Here is a 22579-nt window from a genome sequence, read left to right on the forward strand (position 1 = left end):
GGTTGCTAGCCCTTGCGGCGCGGCGGCGTGAGCACGCTCGGCAGCGCCTTGGGCAGCGTTTCCGGATAGTCGCGGCTGAAATGCAGGCCGCGGCTTTCGTGCCGCTGCAGGGCGCTGTTGACGATCAGCGAGGCCACATCGACCAGGTTGCGCAGCTCCAGCAAATCGTGCGTGATGCGGAAGTTGCGGTAGTACTCGTCGATTTCTTCCTTCAGCAGGGCAATCCGGTGCTGGGCCCGCTCCAGGCGCTTGGTGGTGCGCACGATGCCCACGTAATTCCACATGAAGCGGCGCAGCTCGTCCCAGTTGTGGGAAATGACCACTTCCTCGTCGGCGTCCGTCACCCGGCTTTCGTCCCAGTCCGGCAGGTAGGGCACTTCGTCCTTTTCCTTGGCCGCGATGTCGGTCGCGCACGCGCGTCCGATCACCAGGCATTCGAGCAGCGAGTTGCTGGCCAGGCGGTTGGCGCCATGCAGGCCGGTGCAGGCCGTCTCGCCCACGGCGTACAGGCCGGGCAGGTCGGTGCGCCCGGCCAGGTCAGTCACCACGCCGCCGCAGGTGTAGTGGGCGGCCGGCACGATGGGGATGGGCTGCTTGGTGATGTCGATGCCCAGTTCCAGGCAGCGCGCGTAGATGGTGGGGAAGTGCTCGATCAGGAATGCGGCCGGCTTGTGGCTGATGTCCAGGTGCACATAATCGAGTCCCCGTTTCTTGATCTCGAAGTCGATGGCGCGCGCCACCACGTCGCGCGGCGCCAGTTCGGCCCGCTCGTCATGGGCCAGCATGAAGCGGCTGCCGGCCGCCGCACCCGCTTCGGGCGGCAGCTTGAGCAGGCCGCCTTCGCCGCGGATCGCTTCCGTGATCAGGAACGACTTGGCGTATGGGTGGTACAGGCAGGTGGGGTGGAACTGGATGAATTCCATGTTCGACACGCGGCAGCCGGCGCGCCAGGCCATGGCAATGCCGTCGCCGCTGGCCGTGTCCGGATTGGTGGTGTACAGGTAGACCTTGCCGGCGCCGCCCGTGGCTAGCACCGTGTGCTCGGCCGCGCAGGTGTGCACCTGGCCGCTCTGCTCGTCCTGCACGTACAGGCCGTGGCACTTGGGCTGGGCGTGGCCTTTCTTGGCCGGATGCAACTTGTCGGACGTGATCAGGTCGATGGCGCAGTGATGTTCGAACAGGGTGATGTTCGGGTGGGCCCGCACTTTCTCTTCCAGTGTGACCTGCACCGCGTGGCCGGTGGCGTCGGCCGCGTGGATGATGCGGCGCTGGCTGTGGCCCCCTTCGCGCGTCAGGTGGAAGCCCAGTTCGGCCGATTCGTCGCGCGTGAACGGCACGCCTTGCTCGATCAGCCATTCGATGGCTTCGCGGCCGTGCTCGACGATGAAGCGGGTGGCTGCTTCGTCGCACAGGCCGCCGCCGGCCACCAGGGTGTCGTTGATATGCTCCCCGTGGCTGTCGCCTGAATCGAGCACGGCGGCAATGCCGCCCTGGGCCCAGTTACTGGCGCCATCCTGCAGGGCACGTTTGGAAATGATCGCGACAGTGCGCGTTTCGGCCAAATGCAAGGCGACCGACAAGCCGGCCAGTCCGCTGCCGACGATAGCAACATCAAATTTCATGGTGAAGTCTGTATTCGGTGAAGACCTCTACTATAGACCATTTGGCAGCAAGCCGTCAGCCGGGCGGGCTGGACAGGCGAATTTACTGCCGGGCTAACCCGGCCTTGTGGCGCCTCAACACGCATGTCGCCACAGTTCGCCATCATGGAGGCTCCCCCGTCGGTTGGGTGGGCAGGAGGTCGCCGTGATCAGGATTTTCCACCATTATGTGTCGAAAATGGGCTTCATGCTGTTGCTGATGGAGCTGCTGATACTGCTGACGGTCGCAGCGGCCCCATCATTGGCGTGGCTGGGGCGGCGCCACCTCGACTACCCCTATCTGTCGGCCCTGGCCTTCGCCCTGGTGCTGGTATTTAGCATGAGCACGCTGGGCATGTACCAGAACAATTCCCGGGAAGACATCAAACATACGTTGCTGCGCATCCTGCCTTCGTTCGCGCTCGGTTTCGGCTTGCTGAGCATGTTGATCGGGGTGGCGCCGGCCATCCAGTTCGGCCAGTCGGCCGCTGTTGTTTTTCTGCTGGGCGCCATCGGCGTGCTGCTGATCCGGCTGGCCGTGCTGGCCTCGGCCCAGTCCAGCATGCTGGTGGAAAAGGTGATCCTGGTCGGCGATGGCGCCACGGCCAGCGAATGCCTGGCCCTGGCCGCCGGCCGGGCCGGGCTGCACCAGTTCCAGGTGGTCGGTTGCGTGCCGGTGGCCGGCGAGCCGTCGCGCGTGACGGGCCAGGCCCTGCTGCCGGTGGACCAGTCCTTGCTGGCCCTGGCCCGCCGCCATGGCGTCAACGAAATCGTCGTCACCGTCGGCGATCGCCGCAACGGCGCCTTCCCCGTGCGCCAGCTGCTAGAGTGCGCGCTGGGCGGCCTGCGTATCACCGATGCGGCCACCTTCTTCGAGCGCGAGGCGTGCCAGATCCGCATCGATTCGCTGCAACCGAGCTACCTGATCTTCGGTGGCGGCTTCGACCAGAGCTTCCTGCGGGCCGCCGTCAAGCGCGCCTTCGACCTGCTGGCCAGCGGCGCCATCTGCCTGGTCACCTTGCCGCTGATGGCGCTGACGGCCATGCTGATCGTGGCCGAGGATGGCGGTCCCGTGTTCTACCAGCAGGAACGGGTGGGCAAGGACGGGCGCAACTTCAACGTGCTCAAGTTCCGCAGCATGCGCATGGACGCGGAGCGCGATGGCCAGCCGCGCTGGGCCGCCGCCGACGATCCGCGCGTGACGCGGGTGGGCCACTGGATACGCAAGCTGCGCATCGACGAGCTGCCCCAGATGCTCAACGTGTTCAAGGGCGAGATGAGCTTTGTCGGCCCCCGGCCCGAGCGCGGTTATTTCGTCGACCAGCTGTGCGGAAAGGTACCGTACTACAATCTGCGGCACAGCATCAAGCCCGGCATCACGGGCCTGGCCCAGGTGCGCTACCGTTACGGCGCATCGGTGGACGATGCCGTGCAAAAATTGCAATACGACCTGTATTACGTCAAGAACAACAGCCTGTTCCTCGATTTGCTGATCCTGATCGACACGGTGCAAGTGGTGTTGTTCGGCAAAGGCAGCCGATAATGCTGCCCCGTTGGGCGCCGTCCGACGTTGCCGCCTTCAGCTACGGCAGCGCGGGCGTCGCTTTTCTGATCCTGTTCCTGCTCCTGTTGCAAAAGAGTAAATCGCGCCGGCACGGCGCCGCGCTCGGCTGCGCCTGCCTGCTGACGGCGGCCTGGGCTGCCGCTGCGGCCCTGGGCGCGGCCCGGCCCGCCGCGCCGGCCTTGCAGTGGCTCGAGTTGCTGCGCACCGGAGCCTGGCTGCTGTTCCTGCAGCGCCTGCTGTACCAGGAACGGCGCATGCCGGCCGGCCTGCTGGCCGGGGCCGTGGTGCTGGCCGTCGCCGTCGTTGCCGGCATGGGCGCCCAGTTCTGGCCGGCGGCGCCGGAGGAGGGCGGCGGCCGGGGGGCCATGCTGGCCATCATCATCCACGTGAGCCTGGCCGTGCTGGGCATGCTGCTGGTGGAACATCTGTACCGCAACACGCCGCCCGTGGGCCGGTGGGGCATCAAGTTCGCCTGCCTGGGGATAGGCGGCCTGTTCGCCTACGAGTTCTACCTGTACAGCGACGCCTTGCTGTTTCGGCACATCAACAGCGAAATCTGGGCCGCGCGCGGCATCGTCACCGCCTTGTGCGCGCCGCTGATCGGCATCGCCGCCGCGCGCAACCGGGCCTGGGCGCCGGAGCTGATGCTGTCGCGCCAGATCCTGTTCCGTTCGGCCGCGCTGCTCGGTTCAGCCACCTATCTGTTGGCCATGGCATCGAGCGCCTATTATCTGCGCTACATCGGTGGCGTATGGGGCCCGCTGATGCAACTGGCCTGCCTGTTCGGCGCGGCGCTGCTGCTGGCCGGGGTATTGTTTTCCGGCGCCATGCGCGCCAGTCTCAAGGTACAGATCAACAAGCACTTCTACCGGGGCAGTTTCGACTATCGCCAGGAATGGCTGCGCTTTACCCGGGCGCTGGCCGACGACGGCCCCGCGCTGGCCGAACGCGCCATCCAGGCCGTGGCGGCGCTGGTCGAAAGCCCGGCCGGCACGCTGTGGATACGGCGCGAGCGGGAACGCTTCGAGCCGGCCGCCGGCTGGAACCAGGCCGCGCCAGCGGCGGTCGAGGATGCCGGCAGCGCCTTCTGCCAGTTTCTCGAAGCGCGCCAGTGGGTGATGGACGTGGGCGCATGGCGCCAGTCGCGCCAGCCATACGGCCAGCTGCCGCTGCCGGATTGGCTGGCGGCGATGGCGCAGGTGTGGCTGGTGGTGCCACTGATGCTGCATGGGCGCCTGTTCGGCTTCGTCACGCTGGATCAGCCGCGCACCCGCATCGCGCTTAACTGGGAAGTGACTGACGTGTTAAAGATCGCCGGCAGCCAGGCGGCCGGCTACCTGGCGCACCGGGAATCGGCCGACTCGCTGGCCGTGGCGCGCCAGTTCGAGTCGTTCAACCGCATGTCGGCCTTTATCGTGCATGACTTGAAGAACCTGGTGTCGCAGCTGTCGCTGCTCTTGTCGAATGCGGCCCGCCACCAGGCCAATCCCGAGTTCCAGCAGGACATGCTGGCTACGCTGGCCCATTCCGTGGACAAGATGAAGCTGCTGCTGCACAAGCTGCATCGCGACGGGCGGCAGGAACAGGACGGCCCGCAGCCGCTGGACCAGCTGCTGCTGCGGGCGCTGCAGGCCCATGCGGACCGGGCGCCTCCGCCCGCGCTGGCCTGCTGCACGCCGGGCCTCACGGTACGGGCCGATGGCAGCCGCCTGGAAAGGGTGCTGGGCCACCTGCTGCAAAATGCCGTCGATGCCACCCCGGTCGGCGGCGCCATCACCGTGCGGCTGCTGCGCGTGGGCCAGGCGGCCGTGGTCGAACTGGCCGACACCGGCCATGGCATGAGCGAGCAGTTCATTCGCGAACGCCTGTTCCAGCCCTTCGACTCGACCAAGCCGGCCGGCATGGGGATAGGCGTGTTCGAGAGCCGCGAATACGTCCGCGACCTGGGGGGCGAACTGGAAGTGGCCAGCACGCCGGGGATGGGCTCGACCTTCCGCGTGGTCCTGCCGTTGTATCAGCAGGCCGCGGCGGCAGCCTAGGACAGGGAGGCAGGCCATGGGCAAGAAGAAGCTGCTGGTGATCGAGGACGACCCCGGACTGCAAAAGCAGCTGCGCTGGAGCCTGGACAATTATGAAGTGGTGGTGGCCGCCGACCGCGAAGCGGCGCTGGCCCAGCTGCGCCGGCACCAGCCGCCCGTGGTGACGATGGACCTGGGCCTGCCGCCCGACCCCGATGGCGCCAGCGAGGGGCTGACCCTGCTGCCGCTGATCCTGGCGGCGGCGCCGGACACCAAGGTCATCATCCTGTCGGGCAACCAGGACCGCGGTAATGCGCTCAAGGCGATCAGCGCCGGCGCCTACGATTTTCATCAGAAGCCGCTGGACGCGGACCTGCTGGCACTCGTGATCGGGCGCGCCTACTATCTGCACGAGATGCAGCAGGAGAACCGGCGCATGCTGCAGACCCAGGCCGATTCGCCGCTGGCCGGTATCGTCAGCCGCGATCCGAGCATGCTCAAGGTGTGCCGCAGCGTGGAAAAAGTGGCGCCGTCGTCGGCCACCGTCATGTTGCTGGGCGATTCGGGCAGCGGCAAGGAGCTGATCGCGCGCGGCCTGCATGCGCTGAGCGCGCGCCACGACAAGCGCTTTGTGGCCATCAACTGCGCCGCCATCCCCGAGCATCTGCTGGAGAGCGAATTGTTCGGTTACGAGAAGGGGGCGTTCACGGGCGCGCTGCGCCAGACCCTGGGCAAGATCGAGCTGGCCCACGGCGGCACCTTCTTCCTCGACGAGATAGGAGACATGGCCATGGCGCTGCAGGCCAAGCTGCTGCGTTTCCTGCAGGAGCGCGTGATCGAGCGGGTGGGCGGGCGCACCGAGATCGGCGTCGACGTGCGCATCGTGTGCGCCACACACCAGAACCTGCGCGCGCTGGCCGAGGCGGGCCGCTTCCGTGAAGACCTGTTCTACCGCCTCAGTGAGATCGTCCTGATGCTGCCGCCCCTGCGCGAGCGGGTGGGCGACTGCGCGCTGCTGGCGCACCACTTCAAGAACAAGTTCAGCGCCAGCGAAGGACGGCCGGCCATGGCTTTCAGCCCCGAGGCGCTCGCCGCCATCGAGGGCTATGCCTGGCCGGGCAACGTGCGGGAGATGGAGAACTGCATCAAGCGCGCCGTCATCATGGCCGACGGTGCGCTCATCACGGCCGCAGACCTGGGCCTGCCGGAGGGCGGCGCGGCCGAGGAAACCTTCAACCTGCGGCAGGCGCGCGACGCGGCCGAGTACCGCGTCATGGTGCGGGCGCTGGCGCGCGTGGACGGCAACATCGTCAAGGCCGCGGAGTTGATGGGGGTCAGCCGGCCCACGCTGTATGACCTGATGGCCCACCACGGCCTGCGCAGCCCCGGCTGAAGGGGGAAGAGCTATCCCCGGCGCGCGAGCGCCCGTGCCTAAGGCGCGTCGTGCCACTGGCCGGCGGCGATCAGCTGCTTCTTCAAGCCTTCGAGGGGGAACCCGAGCGCATAGGCGGCGTGGGCGCACACGAGCGCCTGGGCGTAGTCGTGCTTGCGCACGTAGAGCAGGCCCAGATTGTACTGGGCCGTCGCGTTGCCCGGTTCCAGCCGGGCGGCCATGCTTAACTGCTCCAGCGCCGAATCGAGGTCGCCGAGCGCCAGCAGGTAGCTGCCGAACAGGGAATGGACCTGGGGGGCGTCGGCGCGGACCCGCAGCGCCCGGTCGAAATAGCATTGCACCGTGTACTTGGCCCCCGACGGCCGGTTGGTCTTGCCGCGCAGGGCCAGCCGGGCCATGGCGGCCAGGGCCCGGTGATGGTTGGGGAAATGGTCCAGCGTGTAATCGATGTCGCTGCCCAGGTCACCGGATTTGCCTCGGATCAGGTGTTCGACCTCCGGGGTGAAATGGAATTGTTCGACCACGGGCAATCCCTCGCGATCGGTGGCGTTGGTGTAGTCGCCGCCCTGGTCGTGGTGGATCAGCGGTCCGCAGTCGTTGGCGGCGTGGACGGCGCCCGACAGCAGCAGCGTGCACAGTGCGTATGGAAGTTTCATCTTTTCTCCATGTTTCTTGCCCTGACGCTCACTTCGTCGAGCAGCGCCGCCAGCTCCTGCGTGCGCGCCGCGCGTGAGTGGCGGGCGATGGCGGCCTGGCCGGCCAGCGGTGCCGCCCCTTGCCGCGCCAGCCGCAGGAAGCGCAGCAGCGCCGACACGATGTCGGGCTCCGAGTCGAGCATGCCTATCGTGTCGATGCCGGCCCGGCGCAAGGTGGCGGCGGTATCGCCGGACGGATCGGTCAGGGCCAGGATGGGGCGGCGCGCGCGCAGGTATTCGTACAGCTTGGCCGGAATCTGATGGTTGCAATTGGCCGCCTGCAGCAGCAGCAGCCCGTCCGCGGCCAGCATTTCGGCCAGCGCCGCCTGGTAGGGCAGGGGCGGCGCCAGTTCGACCAGCGCGCCGACGCCGTAGCGGTCTATCAGGGGACGCAGGAAATCGTCGTGCCCATGCGCGCGCAGCACCAGCCGGAAGTTGTCGGGGCCAATATCGCCGCCGGCCTGCAGCGTCTGCAGGGCGGCGAACAGGAAGCGCGGATCGCGTTCGGACGGATAGATCAGGCCACTGTGCAGCAGTCGGAACACGCGTCCCCTGGGCGCGCCCGGCGTGGTGGCGGCCGCCGCGTCGCGGAAGTTGTCCTCGTCATAGCCGTTTTCGATCAGGCGCAGACGCTCATCCGTCAACTGCGGATGCCGGCCCTGGCAGGCGCGCATGGCGCCGGCCGTGGTGCAGACGATGGCGGCGCTGCGCAGGGCCGCCTGCCGTTCCAGCCACTGGTGGATGCGGCGGGTGCGGCCATCGAGCGGGAACCCTGGTTCGGTCAGCGGATCGCGCTGGTCGGCGATCCACGGCAACCCGCTCAGGCGCTGCAGCGTCAGCGCCACCAGGTGGGCCGTGGCGATGGGGTAGCTGGACCAGATGACGTCGGGCCGGTGCTGGCGTATCAGCCGCAGGCCGGCCGGCACGGCGCTCAGCCACCACGAGATCCAGCGGTCGGGCTGGGCCAGCAGGGATGGGTAGCGGCCCCGCACGGCGAAATGGCGGGCCGCATCCCAGGCCGCGCTGCGGCACACGGCCAGTCCGGCCGGCACTTCGGCCACCTGGTCGGCGCTGGTGTCGGGATAGGCGCGCGGGTGGGCCGACAGCACCAGCGGCTGCCAGCCCGACTGCGGCAGGTATTGCGAGAATTTCAGCGCGCGCTGGATGCCGCTGCTGCCTTGCATCGGCGGATAGTGGAAGGCGATCATCAGCACGCGCTTTACCATGATGCGATCCAATCGGCGCACAGCGTGGCCACTTCATCGCGCCAGGCCGCGCTGGCGAAGGTGTGGTTGGCCTGGGGCAGCGTCACCTGCCGTATGCGCGGCCTCGCCAGCAGTGCGCGCCAGTGCGCATGGTCGGCCTGCAGGCCGGCGAATTCGCGCCCGGTGAGATCGGCGCCGCTCAGGACGACGAGGATGCGGCCATCGAACCCCGCCAGCGCCCGGTACAGCCGTTGCGGCAAGTCCGCCTGGCCGTTATCGCCGGCGCCGCCGCCGCGGGCGCGCCGCAGTACCTGCCCCAGGCTACGCAAGGCCTGCAGCAGGCCGAAGGTGCCGTTGCCCAGCTTGCGCCAGAATTCAGGCTCCCGCAGCCGCGCCAGATAGTAATAGCGCAAGGTGGCGCGCGCTTCGCCGCGTGTGCTGCGCACCCAGGGATTGAGCAGGACCAGGCCACGTATGCGCGGGTCGGCGGCGGCGTGGAAGGCGGCGGCCGTGGCGCCGTCGCACAGGCCCCACAGCACCAGCTCGCGCAGCGCGGGAACGGAGTGGAAGAATTGGTGGACGGCGGCCTGCAAGTCGTCGTCCACCTGCTCGAAATTACGGCTTTCGCCTTCGCTGTCGCCCATGCCCCGATAGTCGAAGCGCATGACCGGTATGCCGCCGGCGCACAGGGCGCGCGCCAGCAGGACGAATTGGCGATGGCTGCCGACCCGGTACTGCGGGCCGCCCGTCACGATCAGCACGCCGCGCGGCAGGGGGCTGGGCGGCAGATGCAATACGCCGATCAGCCAGTCGCCGTCGCACGGGAAGCGCAACACTTGCTGCGGCTGCGTCACGGCAGCTCCAGCGCGCTGGTGGCGTCCAGCAGTGCCGGACACAGTACCGTTTCCGTGCTGGCCCAGAATGCGGGACCTGGCACAAGCTGTACCTCCACCGGCACCCCCATCGCGCGCCAGTGGGTAATGTGGCGCGCCGACGAGGGGGCCACGTCGTGCGTAGCCGTCGGCCCGATGGGTACTTCCAGCCAGTAGACCGTGCAGGGAGGCGTGACGAAGGCCGCGTCGCGCTGGCCGATGGCATCGACCAGCGCCGGGGCCAGCGTGTAGCCGGCCACTTCGACCGGTGCCGTCTCGACGGCGGCTGCCTGGCTAACCACAGAGTGCGTTTCCGGGCCGCCCTCCATCGCCAGCATCCGTGCCGCCCGGCCCACACGCAGGAACTGGTGCAGGTGGGTGCGGCCGCTGACCACGGGCTGCCACAGCACCAGGGCCTGCGGCGTGACGCCGGCCGAGCAGGCGAAGTCGATCGCCAGCAGGGCACCCAGCCGTACCCCCCACAGGCTGACTTGCCTGTAGCCGCGCTGGCTGAGCCAGCGGCACGCTTGCACCAGGTCCTGCAGCCAGATTTCCCAGCGGGCGTCGCCGAAATCGCCGCTGCTGTCGCCGCAGCCGTACAAGTCGATCTGCAACACGGCGTAGCCGGCCTGCGCGAAGCGGCGGGCCTGCAGGGCGGCCATGCGGCGGCACTTGTTGAGCTCTTCGGCAAACGGCGGCACGTAGACGATGGCGCCGCGCGCGCGGCCGGGATCGGGCGCATGAAACAGGCAGAAGCGCTGGCCGCGGCTGGTGTCGAGGAAAAAGGGCGTGGCGCCCGTCGCCAGGTCGCGCATCATGCCAGCTTGCTGTCGACGAAGTCGCTGAGCGTGCCGAGGGTGGCAAAGTGGCGCGCGCTGATTTCGTCGTCCATCACTTCGATGCCGAAATGCTGTTCCAGCGCCGTGATGACGCCGGCCACGGCCATCGAATCGAGTTCGGCCACGCTGCCAAGCAGCGGTGTGTCGGGCGCCAGGCGCAGCTGGCCCAGTCCCAGGGTATCGCACAGGATGATTCTTACTTGCTCGAGTGGCGGCATGGCGGCTCCAGGTTGGCGTGGTGGTCCAGCCGGCTGGTGTCGAGCAGCAGCTGGGGATAGGAAGCGGGGTGGCGCGAGCAGTGGAAATGGGGCGCCAGCGTGGCCACCATCCATTGCCAGTTACCGCAGCGCAGGAAGACGGCGCTGCCCAGCGGCACCGTGCCGATGCGGGCGTGGGCCGCCAGCGAGGCCGGGTTGAAGGCCGAGATGCGGCTGCAGGACCAGCGCACGGCGCGCGCCCGCAACAGGCAGCGCGCCTCGTCCCACAGGCGGCGGAAGGCCCAGCCCAGGCGGTCTTCCGGGCGCACATAGACATCGAAATCCCAGCATGAGCGGGGCGATACAAGGCGGTAGCGGGCCCGCACCTCATCTTCCTGGTAGGCGTCGAACAGCAGCCACAGGAAGCCCACCAGGTCTTGCCGGCGGAACGCTGCCAGGCTGATGGCGCCCTGGGCGTAGCGCCGGTCCAGCACGTCGGCCGGACGCGGATAGCCGGGCGGGATGGCGGCGCGGCTGGCCAGCAGGCGCACGTCGATGTCGCGGCCGCGGTTGGCGCACAGCGGCTGTTCGCCCAGGCGCTGGGCCACGAACTGGTATTTGTGGATGCCCCAGCGCCCCCCCGACAACGGCGCCAGGGCGCGGTCGCACAGGTACAGGAGGGCGTTGAGCCATCCCAGTTGGGCGAATGCGCGGGTCAGGCGGTTGGTCATGGCGGGAGCGGGCGGCGGCCGGGTGCTTGCGTACAGCACCGATTAGACACTGGCCGCCGCTGCGCCGGTTTGCGCCCGCGCAAGCGGCGATGTTGATTGACTAACATCAAAGAGCGGTACGCGGTTTGTCCCAATCATAGGCCATACTCACTGCTCAGAGGTCGCGCGATGGCGCAGCTTATCCAAGAATTCATTTTCCAGTCCGCCCTGCGTGCGCCACAGGCGCCGGCCTTGTCGTACCAGGGCGTGTCGCTGTCGTACGCGGGCCTGGCGGCCATGGTGGGCGCGGCGGCGGGGGCGTGGCTGCGCTGCGGGCTGGCCCCCGGCGAACGGGTAGCCGTCTACCTGGAAAAACGCGAGGAAGCGGTGGCCGCCATGTTCGGCGCGGCCGCCGCCGGCGGCGTCTTCGTGCCCGTCAACCCGCTGCTCAAGGCGGAACAGGTGGCCCACATCCTGGCCGATTGCAACGTGCGCATCCTCGTCACGTCGCGCGAACGGTTGAACCGGCTGCTGGCCGTGCTGCCGGCGTGTCCGGACCTGCGCACCGTGGTGCTGGTCGGCGGCATGGAAGACAAGCTGCCGGCCGCGCCCGGGCTCGACATGCTGGCCTGGCATGGCTGCATGGCCGTGGCCAGCGTGGCGACCCCGCACCGGCGCATCGACAGCGACGTGGCGGCCATCCTGTACACGTCCGGCAGCACGGGCAAGCCCAAGGGGGTGGTGCTGTCGCACCGCAACCTGGTGGCCGGCGCCGTCAGCGTCGCCAGCTATCTGGAAAACCGGACCGAGGACCGCATCCTGTGCGTGCTGCCGCTCAGCTTCGACTACGGGCTGAGCCAGCTGACGACGGCTTTCCACAGCGGCGCCTGCGCCGTGCTGATGAATTATCTGCTGCTGCGCGACATCATCGACACGGTGGAACAGGAACGCATCACGGGCCTGGCCGCCGTGCCGCCCCTGTGGATACAGCTGGCCCAGCTGAGCTGGAACAGCGCCACGGGATTGCGCTACATCACCAATTCCGGCGGCGTCATGCAGCGCCGCACGCTCGACGCCCTGCGCCGCGCGCTGCCCAGCACCAAGGTCTACCTCATGTACGGCTTGACGGAAGCGTTCCGCTCCACCTATCTGGCGCCGGAGCAGCTGGACCGGCGGCCCGACTCCATCGGCAAGGCCATTCCCAACGCCGAGGTGCTGGTGCTGCGCGCCGACGGCACGCCCTGCGGGCCGAACGAGCCGGGCGAACTGGTGCACCGCGGCGCGCTGGTGGCGCTGGGCTACTGGAACGATGCGGAACGTACCGCGCTGCGCTTCCGGCCGCTGCCGCCGCGCCTGCCCGGGCTGCCGCTGCTGGAGGCGGCCGTGTGGTCGGGCGACACCGTGCGCACGGACGAGGAAGGCTATCTGTATTTCATCGGCCGCAGCGACGACATGATCAAGACTTCCGGCTACCGGGTCAGTCCCACCGAAGTGGAAGACGTGGTCTACGCGTCCGGCCTGGTAAGCGAGGCGGCCGCCGTCGGCGTGCCCCATCCGCAGCTGGGCCAGGCCATCGTGCTGGCGGCCGTGGTGCCCAATGCCGTGCCGGCCAGCGCAGAACAGGTGCTGGCCGCGTGCAAGGCCGCCTTGCCCAACTACATGGTGCCGGCATGGGTCAAATTGTACGATGGCCCCTTGCCGCGCAATCCGAACGGCAAGATAGACCGGCCGCTGCTGGCCGCCGGGCTGGCGGCGGCCGCCAACGGGGGCCGGACATGAACACGCCGCGCCATGCGCCGCTCGACCAGTTCGCCGTGCAGGATGGCTGCCTGCAGCTGGGCGGCATCGCGCTGACGCGGCTGGCGCAGCGGGTGGGCCGCACGCCGTTCTACGCCTACGAACGCCAGCACATCCGCAACCGCGTGGCAGCCCTGCGCCGGCAGTTGCCGCCCGGTGTGGGCTTGCATTACGCCATGAAGGCCAATCCCATGCCGGCCCTGGTGCAGATGATGGCGGGCCTGGTGGATGGCATCGACGTCGCCTCCGGCGGCGAGCTGCGGGTGGCGCTGGACGCGGGCATGGAATCCGGGCGCATCAGCTTTGCCGGGCCGGGCAAGTCCGACGCCGAGTTGCGCTGCGCCGTGGCGGCGGGCGTGCTGCTGCACCTGGAATCGGAACGGGAGATGGAGCGGGTGGCCGAGACGGGCCAGCGGCTGGGCATCGTGCCGCGGGTGGCGATACGGATCAATCCCGACTTCGAGCTCAAGCTGGCCGGCATGAAGATGGGCGGCGGCGCCCGGCCGTTCGGCGTGGACGAGGAACGGGTGCCGGCCATGCTGCAAGGCGCGGCACGCCTGGGCCTGGAGTTCCAGGGCTTCCACATTTTTTGCGGCGCGCAGAACCTGTCGGCGCCGGCCATCGCCGAGGCCCATGCCTTGAGCGTGCAGCTGGCCCTGCGCATGGCCGGCCATGCGTCCGTCCCGCTGCGCCGGCTCAATCTCGGGGCCGGCTTCGGCGTGCCGTACTTTCCCGGCGACCAGCCGCTGATGATGGAAGCGGTGGCCGTCGCCTTGCAGCGCGCGCAGGAACTGTTGCAGCGCGCTGCGCCAGACACGATGCTGGCGCTAGAGCTGGGCCGCTATCTGGTGGCCGAGGCCGGCGTCTACGTGTGCCGCGTGCTCGAGCGCAAGCACTCGCACGGCCAGACTTATCTGATCACCGATGGCGGCCTCCATCATCACCTGGCCGCGTCCGGCAATTTCGGGCAGCGGGTGCGGCGCAACTTTCCCGTGGCGATAGGCAACCGCATGGCCGAAGGACAGCGCGAAGTGGTGTCCGTGGTCGGCCCCCTGTGCACACCGCTCGACGTGCTGGCCGAGCAAATGGCGCTGGCGCCCGCCGTGGAAGGGGACCTGGTGGTCGTGTTCCAGTCCGGCGCCTACGGGCTCAGCGCCAGCCCGACCGCCTTCCTCGGTCATCCGCAGCCGCTGGAGGTGCTGGTATGAGCGGCTTGTGCGGCTGGTTCAGCCTGGTGCGGGACGAGGGCGCCGACCCGGCCGAGCCGCGCCGCCAGCTGGCCCGCATGGCCGCGCCGTTGACGCGCTTTGACGGCAGCGACGTACAAGCCATCGCCTGCGGCGCGGCCGGCGCCGCCATCGCCGCCAGCGAGGACAGCGCCCAGCTGCACCGCGAGGATGGCTTGCTGGTGGCCGTCTGGGGCCAGCCCACCCTGGCAGACCAGGCGGACGGCGTCGCGTACCGGCTGGCCGCGCTGTGGCCGCAGCGGGGCGCGCAGGCATGCGCCGGGCTGGCCGGCGCATTCGCGCTGTGCATACTCGACAGCCGCAACGGCGAGGTGCTGCTGGCCGTGGACCGCAACGGCGCCCGTCCCATGCTGTACCAGCCCGCCCCGCAGGGCCTGCTGTTTGCCAGCTCGGCCGATGCGCTGCTGGCCCACCCCTGGGCCGATGCCGCGCTCGACCACCAGGCCATCTACAATTACCTGTATTTTCATATGGTACCGGCCCCGGGCACTATCTACCGCCAGCAGCAGCGCTTGCTGCCGGGCGAGTACCTGCACTACCGGCGCGGCAAGCTCAGCCGCGGCCAGTACTGGGAAATGCGCTATCTGGAGCACGAGCACACGCCCTGGTCCCGGCTCAAGCCACAATTTCTCGCCACCGTGGCGGGCGCCGTCCAGGCATCGTTGGCCGGGCATGAAGTGGGCGCCTTCCTCAGCGGCGGCACGGACAGTTCGACCGTGGTCGCCATGTTGTCGCAGGGCGGCGCCACGGCCCGCACCTATTCCATCGGTTTCGACGTGGAAGGCTACGACGAGATGGAGTACGCCAACATCGCCGTCCAGGCCTTCAACACCCGGCACCGGGAACTGTATGTGACGGCCGAGGATGTGATCGCCGCCATTCCCCATATCAGCGCCGTGTTCGACCAGCCGTTCGGCAACGCGTCCGCCGTGCCCGCCTATTATTGCGCCCGCATGGCCAGGGCGGACGGCATTACCCGCATGCTGGGCGGCGATGGCGGCGATGAGCTGTTCGGCGGCAATGCGCGCTATGCGCACCAGGCCGTGCTGTCGCGCTACGAACGTTGTCCGGCGCCGCTGCGCCAGCTGCTGCTGGAACCGGTGCTGTTCGGACTGCTGGCCGGACAACAGCATCGGCTGCTGCGCAAGGCCCGCAGCTACGTGCGGCAAGCATTGCTGCCCTTGCCGGCCCGGCTGGAAACCTACAATCTGCTGCAAGGCTACGGCCCGGGGCAGGTGCTGGAAGCCGACTTCCTGGCCATGGTGGACAGCGCGGCACCGGCCGGCGCCCTGGACCAGGCGTACTGGCGCACCCGCCACCTGAGCCAGATCAACCGTCTGCTGGCGCTCGACATGCGCTACACGCTGGCCGACAACGATCTGCCCAAGGTCAGCAAGGCATGCGAGCTGGCCGGGCTGGAAGCGGCGTTCCCCTTCCTGCACGACGATGTGGTGGCGTTCGCCGCCCGCCTGCGGCCGGAGGACAAGCTGCATGGCACCCGCCTGCGCCATTTCTTCCGGGCCGCGCTGAGTGATACCTTGCCGCGCGCCATACTGAACAAGCGCAAGCACGGCTTCGGCCTGCCCGTCGGCCACTGGCTGCACAGCCATGCCCGCCTGCGCAGCCTGGCCGGCGACAGTCTGAGCGACCTGAAACGGCGCCATATCGTGCGGCCCGCCTTCATCGACGCGCTGCTCGATACGCACCTGGCCAGCCATCCCCCGTACCACGGCACCATGGTATGGGTATTGATGATGCTGGAACAGTGGTTCCAACGGCGCGCCGGGGCACGCCGCTCACATGAAGAGGCGCACGATGGGTTCGAAATTCGTCAAGGATGATCCGGACTGGAATACGGCTTGCCACGAGGACTTCTACCACCACTACGAGCGGCAAAGCGGCGGCGAGGCGGACTGGGGCCGGTTCCAGATGATCCATGCGACGCTGTGGCGGGCGCTGGGGCAGCCGGCCGGGGCGCTGCGGGTGGGCGACATCGGCTGCGGCGCCGGTACCCAATGCCGGCTGTGGGCCGGCATGGGACACCGGGTGTCGGGCGTCGACATCAACGAAGCGCTGATTGGCCTGGCCCGCAAGCGGGCCGGGCAGGCCGGGCTGGACATCAACTTCGCCGTCGCCTCGGCCACCGCCTTGCCATGGGACGATGGTTCGATGGACTTGTGCGTCGCGCCGGAACTGCTCGAGCACGTGACGGACTGGGCCACCTGCCTGAGCGAGATGGTGCGCGTGCTGCGGCCGGGCGGCGCACTGTTCGTGAGCACCAGCAATATGTTGTGTCCCGTTCAGGAGGAATTTTCCCTGCCCTTGTATTCGTGGTATCCATCCTTTCTCAAGCGCCGCTACGAACACCTGGCCCGCACCATCCGGCCCGAACTGGCCGGCTACGCCACCTATCCGGCCGTGAACTGGTTCACCTACTATGGCTTGCGCCGGCACCTGGCGGCCCAGGGGCTGCGCTGCATGGACCGGTTCGACATGATGGACGTGAGCCGCCACGGTCCCCTGGCCGCGGCCCTGGTGCGAGCGATACGCAGGCTGGCACCGCTGCGCTTCCTGGCCCATGTGGCCACGCCTTACACCATCTTGCTGGGGATTAAGCCGGGCGCCGCCAGCGGCTTTGCAGCAGGCGCAGGCCAAAGCGCCACGGCGCCGCCTCCCACGGCGTGAAGCGGGGCAGCTGCAGCGGGTCGCTGTCACGGTGGGCGGCCGCCGCCTGGGTGGAGACGGCCGCCTCGAAGCCGAGCTCGGCCACCATGCGCACGTGGCGCCGGTCGTAGTCCTGGCCCGGCCTGCCGTTGGGGTAGGCGAAACAGCGCACCGGCGCGTCGATCAGCTGTTCCAGGGCCGCCTTGCCGGCCCCGATCTCGTGCCGGGCCGCCGGCGCCGTCAAGGTGACCAGGATGGGATGGCGTACCGTGTGGGCGCCGATTTCCATGCCAGCCTGGTGCAGCAGTTGCAGCTGGGCCGGCGTCATCATCAAACCGGGGGCAATGGGCGGCGCCAGCTGGTCGGCGATGGCCTGGCGCTGCCCCTGTGGCAGGTACTTCAGGCGCTGCAACAGATGGTCCAGGACCGCGATCTTGTGCGGCCAGTCATGCACGGCATGGCTGCCCAGCCCCAGGTGATGCAGGTCGAGCAGGGGGCCGGGCGCGTGGCGCACGTGGGCGATCACGCTGTCGTTCCACATGCGCCCGCCGCCCAGGTAGCCGGTGCTGATGAAGAAGCAGGCGCTCAGGCCTTGCCGGCGCAGCACAGGCAGGGCGAGTTCCACATTGTCCGCATAGCCGTCGTCGAAGGTCAGGCAGGCCGCGCGCGGCGGCAGCGTTCCCTCGCGCAGGCGCCGCGCCCCTTCGTGCAGCGGCAGGACGTGGAAGCAGCGGGCCAGCAGACGCATGTGGCGCTCGAACTGATGCACATCCGGCAAGTCCGGTTGCAACGGGTCGCGCCGCGCCAGCACCCGGTGGTACATGAGGATAGACAGGCGGCGGTGGGGCCAGCGCATCACAGCTCCGGCGCCGGCGAGCGGACCCTGCGCGGTGCCGCGTGGGGCAGGGCGTGGCCGGCCTGGCGGGCGCGGATCAGGGCGCGCGTGGCGATCAGGGCCGCCATCAGGTAGTAGGGCACGTCGTAGTAGACCAGGCTGAGGAAGGCGCCACCCACGGCAAAACCGATGAAGCTGGCCTGTATCATGGTCGCCAGATGCGCCGCCCAGGCCAGTTCCGGCTGCCCGTCGGCGTGGTGCACGATCCATGCGGCGCAGCGCCAGGTGAAGATGCCCAGCATCAGGTACAGCACCAGCCCCACGAAACCGTGCTCGCCCAGCACCTGGAAATAGATGCTGTGGGCCGCGTGCACGTCGGTGGGATTGGGCGCGTAGCGGGCGAAGGTGGACGGTTCGGCGACATCGAAGCCGCCGCCCAGCAGTCGGTCCCGGGCCAGGTTGTAGGCCATATACCAGGCGTTGATGCGGCCCTGGGCCGAGTCGTCGGCCTGATAGTCGCCGATGGTATCCATGCGGTTGCTCCAGCTGGGCGGCATGAACAGCAGCAGCAGCGGCGCCAGCAGCACGATCACGGAGCCGCTCAGCCATTTGTTGCCGCTCTTGCACCACATGAACAGCGTCATGGCGGCGATGGCCAGCAGGGCGCCGCGCGAGTACGAGCCCAGCGCCGCCAGCGCCGACAGCACCATGGTGACGGCTATCGCCGCGCGTGTCCATTTGTTGGCGCTTTGCTGCAGCAGGTAGTGCATCAGCGGGATGGTCATGATCAGGGCCAGCGCGATGGCGTTGTTGTCGCCGATGAAGGTGCCTTCCGGTCCCCACACGCGATCGGCGCCGCCGCTGCGCAAGGTGAACAGTCCACCCTTGACGCCGTAGAAGCCGAGCGAGATCACCAGCACCCATATCAGGCGGTGCACGTCTTCGCGGCTGCGTATGAGCATCATGGTAACCAGGCTCATCAGCATGATTTTCATCACCTTGTTCCACTGGTCATAGCTGGCGTCGGGAAACAGGGCGAACAGGGTCGTCACGTTCATCCACAGGATGAAGCCGAGCAAGGTCAGTGTGATGCCGTTGATGGGCAGCGCCTTGGGCCCGCGCCAGCCGGCCATGCCGATCAGGGTGCAGATGGCGATGATGTAGGCGAACGGGAAGTTCTGGGCGTAACCCCAACCCTGGGTGTGCGGATTCATCACGCTGATCCATACCCACAGCAGCACGCCGGCCACGGGCCGCCTGAACACCAGCGGCAGGCAGCCGAACACGATCAGGGTGACGAGAATGTCGCGCATGGGACGGATGGGGTTGATGCGTCTCAACGGCCGGACCGGCCGCCGTCGCTACACTGTGGCTGTAACGCCTACCCATCATAGGACAGAGGAGCAGCGCCCTTGTTGACCGTTCTCATGGCAACCTACAACGGCGCGTCGACCCTGCCCCGGGTGCTGGCGGCCTACTGTGCGCTGGACGCACCGGACGGCGGCTGGCGCCTGGTGGTGGTCGACAATGGCAGCACCGACCATAGCCGCGACATCATTGCCGCCCATGCCGACCGCTTGCCCTTGCACTATCTATATGAAGGCCGGCGCGGCAAGAATGCGGCCCTCAACCGGGGCCTGGCGCTGGTGCTGGACGACAAGGCGACCGACCTGCTCGTCTTCACGGACGACGACGCCATGCCGGCGCCGGGCTGGCTGCGCCGCCTGGCCCAGTGCGCGGCGGCCCAGCCCGATTACGCCGTGTTCGGCGGCAGCATCGTGGCCGACTGGGCCGCGCCGCCGCCGGACTGGGTGCTGGAGCGGGTCCCGCTCGGCCTGACCTTCGGCCTGACGGCCGCCAGCCTGATGGACGGTCCCGTATTTCCCGGCCTGGTCTGGGGCGCCAACATGGCCGTGCGGCGCGCCGTGTTTGATGCCGGCTACCGCTTCGACGAAAGCCTGGGCCCCAACGGCGGCGAGTACGCGATGGGGGGCGAGACGGCGTTCACGCGGCGCCTGGCGGAAGCGGGCTACCGCAGCTGGTTCTGCCGCGAGGCCGTGGTGGCCCACCATATCCGTGCCCATCAGCTGGAAGCGCCGTTCCTGCTGCAGCGGGCCCGGCGTTTCGGGCGGGGCAAGTACCGCCAGGAGCAGCCCGGCACGTTCCCGGAATGGCTGGGCGTGCCGCGCTGGATGTTCAAGCGCTGGCTGCTGGAAGGGGCCGGTGCGGCGCTGGCGCTGCTGCGCCGCGATGGCGGGGCCCTGTTCCAGCACCGTTGGGAGCTGGCGTATTTGCAAGGTTACTTCCGCGAAGCGTGGCGCGGCGCGGCCCGGCGCGGCAGGACGGTCTTTATTACCAGTTATTCCGGGGAGCTGGGCGGCATGGAGTTGCGCATGGCGCAGGAAGCGCGCTTCCTGGCCGGGGCCGGCTGCCAGTGCCTGATCGGCACCCGCCGCTTTCCCGGCAGCCCGGCGTGGACGGCCCGCCTGCTGGCCGAAGGCTTGCGCTGGACACCGTTCGCGCCGCCCCTGTTCTTCGAGCAGTGGCGCTGGCACCGCCTCAACAAATGGCGCGCCCGCCTGTTCGCGGCGCGCGCCTTGCGCCGGATCAGGCCGGCCCTGGTCCATGTCGCCCTGTGCTGGACCCACTATGGGCTCTCGGCCCTGTGGCTGGCCCGCCATTGCCGCCTGCCCGTCGTGCTCAGCGTCCACAACGCATTCGCGCCGGACACCATCAGCGATTGGCACGCGCCCTTGCTGCGCCAGGCTTTCGAGGCCGTGCGGGGCGTGTATGCCGTGTCGGAGTCGGCCATGCAGCATTTCCTGGCCATCTACCAGCCCTATCTGTTGCCGTCCGCGCGGCTGGCCGTCATTCCCAATTGCGTGGACACGGACCGGTTCCGCCCCTGCGACCAGCGGCGCGCCACGATGCGCGAACAGTGGCAGCTGCCGCCCGACAGCCTGGTGCTGGGCAGCGTGGGCCGGCTGTCGGTGCAAAAGCGGCCATCGCAGCTCATCGCGGTGCTGGCCCGGCTGCGGCGCCGCTATCCCCAGCTGTATCTGGTGCTGGTCGGGGCAGGCCCGCTGGAAACGGCGCTGCGGCAGCAGGCCAAGCAGGCCGGGCTGGGGCCTTACGTGGTCTTTGCCGGGTTTGTGGAGGCGGTGGAAACGGTGATGCCGGCCTTCGACCTTCATTTGTTGATGAGTCGAAATGAAGGATTTGGCATCGCCACCATTGAGGCCATGGCGTGCGGCGTACCGGCCGTAGCCACCAGCGTGCCGGGCAGCATCGATATCCTGCGCGACAGCCGGGGCGGCATGCTGGTGCCGGACAACGACCTCGACGAAACCACCGACCGGCTGGCCGGCCTGCTGGCCGACGCGCCCCTGCGCCAGGAGATGGGCCACCATGCGCGGGCCGAGGCCGAGCTGCGCTACAGCAGCGCCGTCGTCGGCAAGCAGGTGCGCGACTTCTACCGCGACCTGGTTTGACGGGGCGCGCCGTGAGTATGGCGGCAGCCCGGGCTTTGATACGCATCATGGGTTGCGCATCGGCGTTCGATAGCATGTTCAGCATGGGCATGGCCGTCCTGGCGCAGGCTTCGTCGGCATGGCCGGCAGCCTAAGGCCGGGCATATCGCTGGGCATATAGATCAGGCAAGGGGAGAACATGATGCGGGTAGGCGTGGTTTCATATCCTATGTTGTTCCAGCGCGAAGGCGGCTTGCAGATCCAGGTGCGGGAGACGATTGCCGCCCTCAACGGCTACCGGGGCAGCCAGGGCGGCAAGCTGCAGGTCGAATTGCTCGATCCCAACCGCCAGCGGCTGGACGAGTTCGACTTGATCCATGTGTTCGCCGCCATCAACGGCAACCACCGGGTGGTGGAATCGGCCGATGAAATGCGGGTGCCCATCGTGCTGTCGCCGTTGCTGTCGCCGGGCTGGAACCGGGCCAACGGCTGGCGCGCCCGCCTGGCCGACCGCCTGACGGGCCGCTTGACGGCCTGGACCGTGCAAACCAGCTATGCCCACACCAAGCGCGCCCTGCAACTGGCGCAGCTGGTCATCGCCCTGGGCAGCGCCGAACGGGATGCCATCCGCAGCGCGTTCCAGATCGAGGCCAGCAAGATATGCGTGCTGCCTAACGGCATCAGCGGCCATTTCTTCCAGGCCGATGGCGCTTTGTTCCGCGCCTGCTTCGGCATCACGGGGTCGTTCGTGCTCATGGTGGGCGCCATCTCGCCCTACAAGAACCAGCTGGGGCTGGTCCAGGCGCTGGGCGGTATGGACGTGCCCGTCGTGCTGATCGGTCATGCCCAGCGCCAGCACCACGCTTATCTGCAGCAGCTGCAGCGCGATCCGCGGGTGCGCTGGCTCGGCTCCTTCGACCATGGCGATCCCTTGCTGGCCAGCGCCTATGCGGCCGCCTCGGTCCTGGCCCTGTCCAGCCAGGGTGAAGTGTTTCCTCTCTGCGTGCTGGAAGCCCTGGCGGCCGGCACGCCCGTCGTCATGACGGAGGAGAGCGCACTGCGGTTGGCCGGCAGCGAGTGCGCCATCAGGCAGGTGCGCTGGGATGACAGGCGGGGCCAGCGCGATGCCGTGGCCGCCTTGCTGGCTGCACCGCCGCCGCGGCCCGCCGTGCGGGCGCTGGTGGCCGACTATACCTGGCGCCACGTGGCCGAGCGCATCGCCGCCTGCTATGTCGACGTGTTGCGCACGCGGCAGGAGGTGGCCGGTGCTGTTTAATTCTTTCGGCTCCGCATGAACAAAGCCAGCGCATTTCTCTATTTCGAATTCTGAACATGGATCAGCGCCGACTATGTACTTGGACTAGCCTACTTACGCTTAGTGCTATTAATTTTCCTCCAGATTCCCTAATTTGACTTGGATCAAGGAATCCTAG

At 68.4% G+C, this 22579-nt stretch carries 18 protein-coding genes; 9 read left to right on the plus strand and 9 right to left on the minus strand.

Annotated elements, in window-relative coordinates:
• Positions 1–5: 5 nt before the first annotated feature.
• Positions 6–1622: an L-aspartate oxidase gene (nadB, locus tag AC3WOS_RS01350; protein ID WP_492714020.1), complete on the minus strand. Its 1617-nt coding sequence runs from the start codon at positions 1620–1622 to the stop codon at positions 6–8.
• 184 nt (positions 1623–1806) lie between these two features.
• Here nadB and AC3WOS_RS01355 point away from each other — a divergent pair, with 184 nt between their 5' ends.
• From AC3WOS_RS01355 to prsR, 3 genes are read left to right on the plus strand one after another with little or no spacing between them, the layout of a single operon-like run.
• Positions 1807–3183, plus strand: a complete 1377-nt coding sequence (locus tag AC3WOS_RS01355; RefSeq protein WP_492714021.1) for a TIGR03013 family XrtA/PEP-CTERM system glycosyltransferase — start codon at positions 1807–1809, stop codon at positions 3181–3183.
• Complete coding sequence (gene prsK, locus AC3WOS_RS01360; protein WP_492714022.1) at positions 3183–5243, plus strand: XrtA/PEP-CTERM system histidine kinase PrsK; 2061 nt, start codon at positions 3183–3185, stop codon at positions 5241–5243. Before AC3WOS_RS01355 ends, prsK begins: the two co-directional genes overlap by 1 nt.
• A 16-nt stretch (positions 5244–5259) precedes the next feature.
• A complete protein-coding gene (prsR, locus tag AC3WOS_RS01365) occupies positions 5260–6615 on the plus strand; it encodes a PEP-CTERM-box response regulator transcription factor (RefSeq protein WP_492714023.1) in 1356 nt (451 codons plus the stop codon).
• A gap of 38 nt (positions 6616–6653) precedes the next feature.
• Here prsR and AC3WOS_RS01370 read toward each other — a convergent pair whose 3' ends face one another.
• The 6 genes from AC3WOS_RS01370 to AC3WOS_RS01395 are packed head-to-tail and all read right to left on the minus strand — an operon-like array spanning position 6654 to position 11154.
• Positions 6654–7271 carry a tetratricopeptide repeat protein gene (locus tag AC3WOS_RS01370; protein WP_492714024.1) on the minus strand — a complete coding sequence of 206 codons (618 nt, stop codon included), beginning with the start codon at positions 7269–7271 and terminating at the stop codon, positions 6654–6656.
• The gene (locus AC3WOS_RS01375) at positions 7268–8536 is read right to left on the minus strand and encodes a glycosyltransferase (RefSeq protein WP_492714025.1); all 1269 of its coding nucleotides are present in this window, start codon (positions 8534–8536) and stop codon (positions 7268–7270) included. Before AC3WOS_RS01375 ends, AC3WOS_RS01370 begins: the two co-directional genes overlap by 4 nt.
• The gene (locus AC3WOS_RS01380) at positions 8530–9369 is read right to left on the minus strand and encodes a hydrolase 1, exosortase A system-associated (RefSeq protein ID WP_492714026.1); all 840 of its coding nucleotides are present in this window, start codon (positions 9367–9369) and stop codon (positions 8530–8532) included. Before AC3WOS_RS01380 ends, AC3WOS_RS01375 begins: the two co-directional genes overlap by 7 nt.
• Positions 9366–10205 (minus strand): hydrolase 2, exosortase A system-associated, encoded by an 840-nt coding sequence (locus AC3WOS_RS01385; protein ID WP_492714027.1) that lies wholly within the window; start codon positions 10203–10205, stop codon positions 9366–9368. Before AC3WOS_RS01385 ends, AC3WOS_RS01380 begins: the two co-directional genes overlap by 4 nt.
• Positions 10202–10444: an acyl carrier protein gene (locus AC3WOS_RS01390; RefSeq protein WP_492714028.1), complete on the minus strand. Its 243-nt coding sequence runs from the start codon at positions 10442–10444 to the stop codon at positions 10202–10204. The genes AC3WOS_RS01385 and AC3WOS_RS01390 overlap by 4 nt, the downstream gene beginning before the upstream one ends.
• A complete protein-coding gene (locus AC3WOS_RS01395; protein ID WP_492714029.1) occupies positions 10423–11154 on the minus strand; it encodes a GNAT family N-acetyltransferase in 732 nt (243 codons plus the stop codon). The genes AC3WOS_RS01390 and AC3WOS_RS01395 overlap by 22 nt, the downstream gene beginning before the upstream one ends.
• A 168-nt stretch (positions 11155–11322) precedes the next feature.
• Between AC3WOS_RS01395 and AC3WOS_RS01400 the strand changes: the two genes are divergently transcribed.
• The 4 genes from AC3WOS_RS01400 to AC3WOS_RS01415 are packed head-to-tail and all read left to right on the plus strand — an operon-like array spanning position 11323 to position 16862.
• Complete coding sequence (locus AC3WOS_RS01400; protein ID WP_492714030.1) at positions 11323–12912, plus strand: acyl-CoA ligase (AMP-forming), exosortase A system-associated; 1590 nt, start codon at positions 11323–11325, stop codon at positions 12910–12912.
• Complete coding sequence (locus AC3WOS_RS01405) at positions 12909–14138, plus strand: pyridoxal-dependent decarboxylase, exosortase A system-associated (protein ID WP_492714031.1); 1230 nt, start codon at positions 12909–12911, stop codon at positions 14136–14138. Before AC3WOS_RS01400 ends, AC3WOS_RS01405 begins: the two co-directional genes overlap by 4 nt.
• Positions 14135–16018 (plus strand): asparagine synthetase B family protein, encoded by a 1884-nt coding sequence (locus AC3WOS_RS01410; RefSeq protein WP_492714032.1) that lies wholly within the window; start codon positions 14135–14137, stop codon positions 16016–16018. Before AC3WOS_RS01405 ends, AC3WOS_RS01410 begins: the two co-directional genes overlap by 4 nt.
• Positions 15993–16862 carry a class I SAM-dependent methyltransferase gene (locus AC3WOS_RS01415; RefSeq protein ID WP_492714033.1) on the plus strand — a complete coding sequence of 290 codons (870 nt, stop codon included), beginning with the start codon at positions 15993–15995 and terminating at the stop codon, positions 16860–16862. The genes AC3WOS_RS01410 and AC3WOS_RS01415 overlap by 26 nt, the downstream gene beginning before the upstream one ends.
• On the opposite strand, the gene AC3WOS_RS01420 is transcribed toward AC3WOS_RS01415, so the two are convergent.
• A complete protein-coding gene (locus tag AC3WOS_RS01420; RefSeq protein ID WP_492714034.1) occupies positions 16789–17697 on the minus strand; it encodes a polysaccharide deacetylase family protein in 909 nt (302 codons plus the stop codon). The two genes, AC3WOS_RS01415 and AC3WOS_RS01420, sit on opposite strands and share 74 nt — an antisense overlap.
• Positions 17697–19016, minus strand: coding sequence for a putative O-glycosylation ligase, exosortase A system-associated (locus tag AC3WOS_RS01425; RefSeq protein ID WP_492714035.1), 1320 nt, complete (start codon positions 19014–19016; stop codon positions 17697–17699). The genes AC3WOS_RS01420 and AC3WOS_RS01425 overlap by 1 nt, the downstream gene beginning before the upstream one ends.
• Positions 19017–19088: 72 nt before the next feature.
• Between AC3WOS_RS01425 and AC3WOS_RS01430 the strand changes: the two genes are divergently transcribed.
• Entirely contained in the window at positions 19089–21167 is a 2079-nt protein-coding gene (locus AC3WOS_RS01430) for a glycosyltransferase (RefSeq protein ID WP_492714036.1), read from the plus strand.
• Positions 21168–21360: 193 nt separating this feature from the next.
• Entirely contained in the window at positions 21361–22422 is a 1062-nt protein-coding gene (locus tag AC3WOS_RS01435; protein WP_492714037.1) for a glycosyltransferase, read from the plus strand.
• Positions 22423–22579: the final 157 nt, after the last annotated feature.

The sequence above is a fragment of the Rugamonas sp. FW305-51 genome (genome assembly GCF_058786935.1).

What these genes read in the sequence shown, in the direction of transcription:
- AC3WOS_RS01410 (WP_492714032.1), top strand. Translation starts at nt 14,135, where the DNA reads ATGAGCGGCTTGTGCGGCTGGTTCAGCCTGGTGCGGGACGAGGGCGCC.
- AC3WOS_RS01420 (WP_492714034.1), bottom strand. Translation starts at nt 17,697, where the DNA reads ATGCGCTGGCCCCACCGCCGCCTGTCTATCCTCATGTACCACCGGGTG.
- AC3WOS_RS01415 (WP_492714033.1), top strand. Translation starts at nt 15,993, where the DNA reads ATGGGTTCGAAATTCGTCAAGGATGATCCGGACTGGAATACGGCTTGC.
- AC3WOS_RS01405 (WP_492714031.1), top strand. Translation starts at nt 12,909, where the DNA reads ATGAACACGCCGCGCCATGCGCCGCTCGACCAGTTCGCCGTGCAGGAT.
- AC3WOS_RS01390 (WP_492714028.1), bottom strand. Translation starts at nt 10,444, where the DNA reads ATGCCGCCACTCGAGCAAGTAAGAATCATCCTGTGCGATACCCTGGGA.
- AC3WOS_RS01385 (WP_492714027.1), bottom strand. Translation starts at nt 10,205, where the DNA reads ATGATGCGCGACCTGGCGACGGGCGCCACGCCCTTTTTCCTCGACACC.
- AC3WOS_RS01395 (WP_492714029.1), bottom strand. Translation starts at nt 11,154, where the DNA reads ATGACCAACCGCCTGACCCGCGCATTCGCCCAACTGGGATGGCTCAAC.
- prsK (WP_492714022.1), top strand. Translation starts at nt 3,183, where the DNA reads ATGCTGCCCCGTTGGGCGCCGTCCGACGTTGCCGCCTTCAGCTACGGC.
- prsR (WP_492714023.1), top strand. Translation starts at nt 5,260, where the DNA reads ATGGGCAAGAAGAAGCTGCTGGTGATCGAGGACGACCCCGGACTGCAA.
- AC3WOS_RS01375 (WP_492714025.1), bottom strand. Translation starts at nt 8,536, where the DNA reads ATGGTAAAGCGCGTGCTGATGATCGCCTTCCACTATCCGCCGATGCAA.
- nadB (WP_492714020.1), bottom strand. Translation starts at nt 1,622, where the DNA reads ATGAAATTTGATGTTGCTATCGTCGGCAGCGGACTGGCCGGCTTGTCG.
- AC3WOS_RS01370 (WP_492714024.1), bottom strand. Translation starts at nt 7,271, where the DNA reads ATGAAACTTCCATACGCACTGTGCACGCTGCTGCTGTCGGGCGCCGTC.
- AC3WOS_RS01400 (WP_492714030.1), top strand. Translation starts at nt 11,323, where the DNA reads ATGGCGCAGCTTATCCAAGAATTCATTTTCCAGTCCGCCCTGCGTGCG.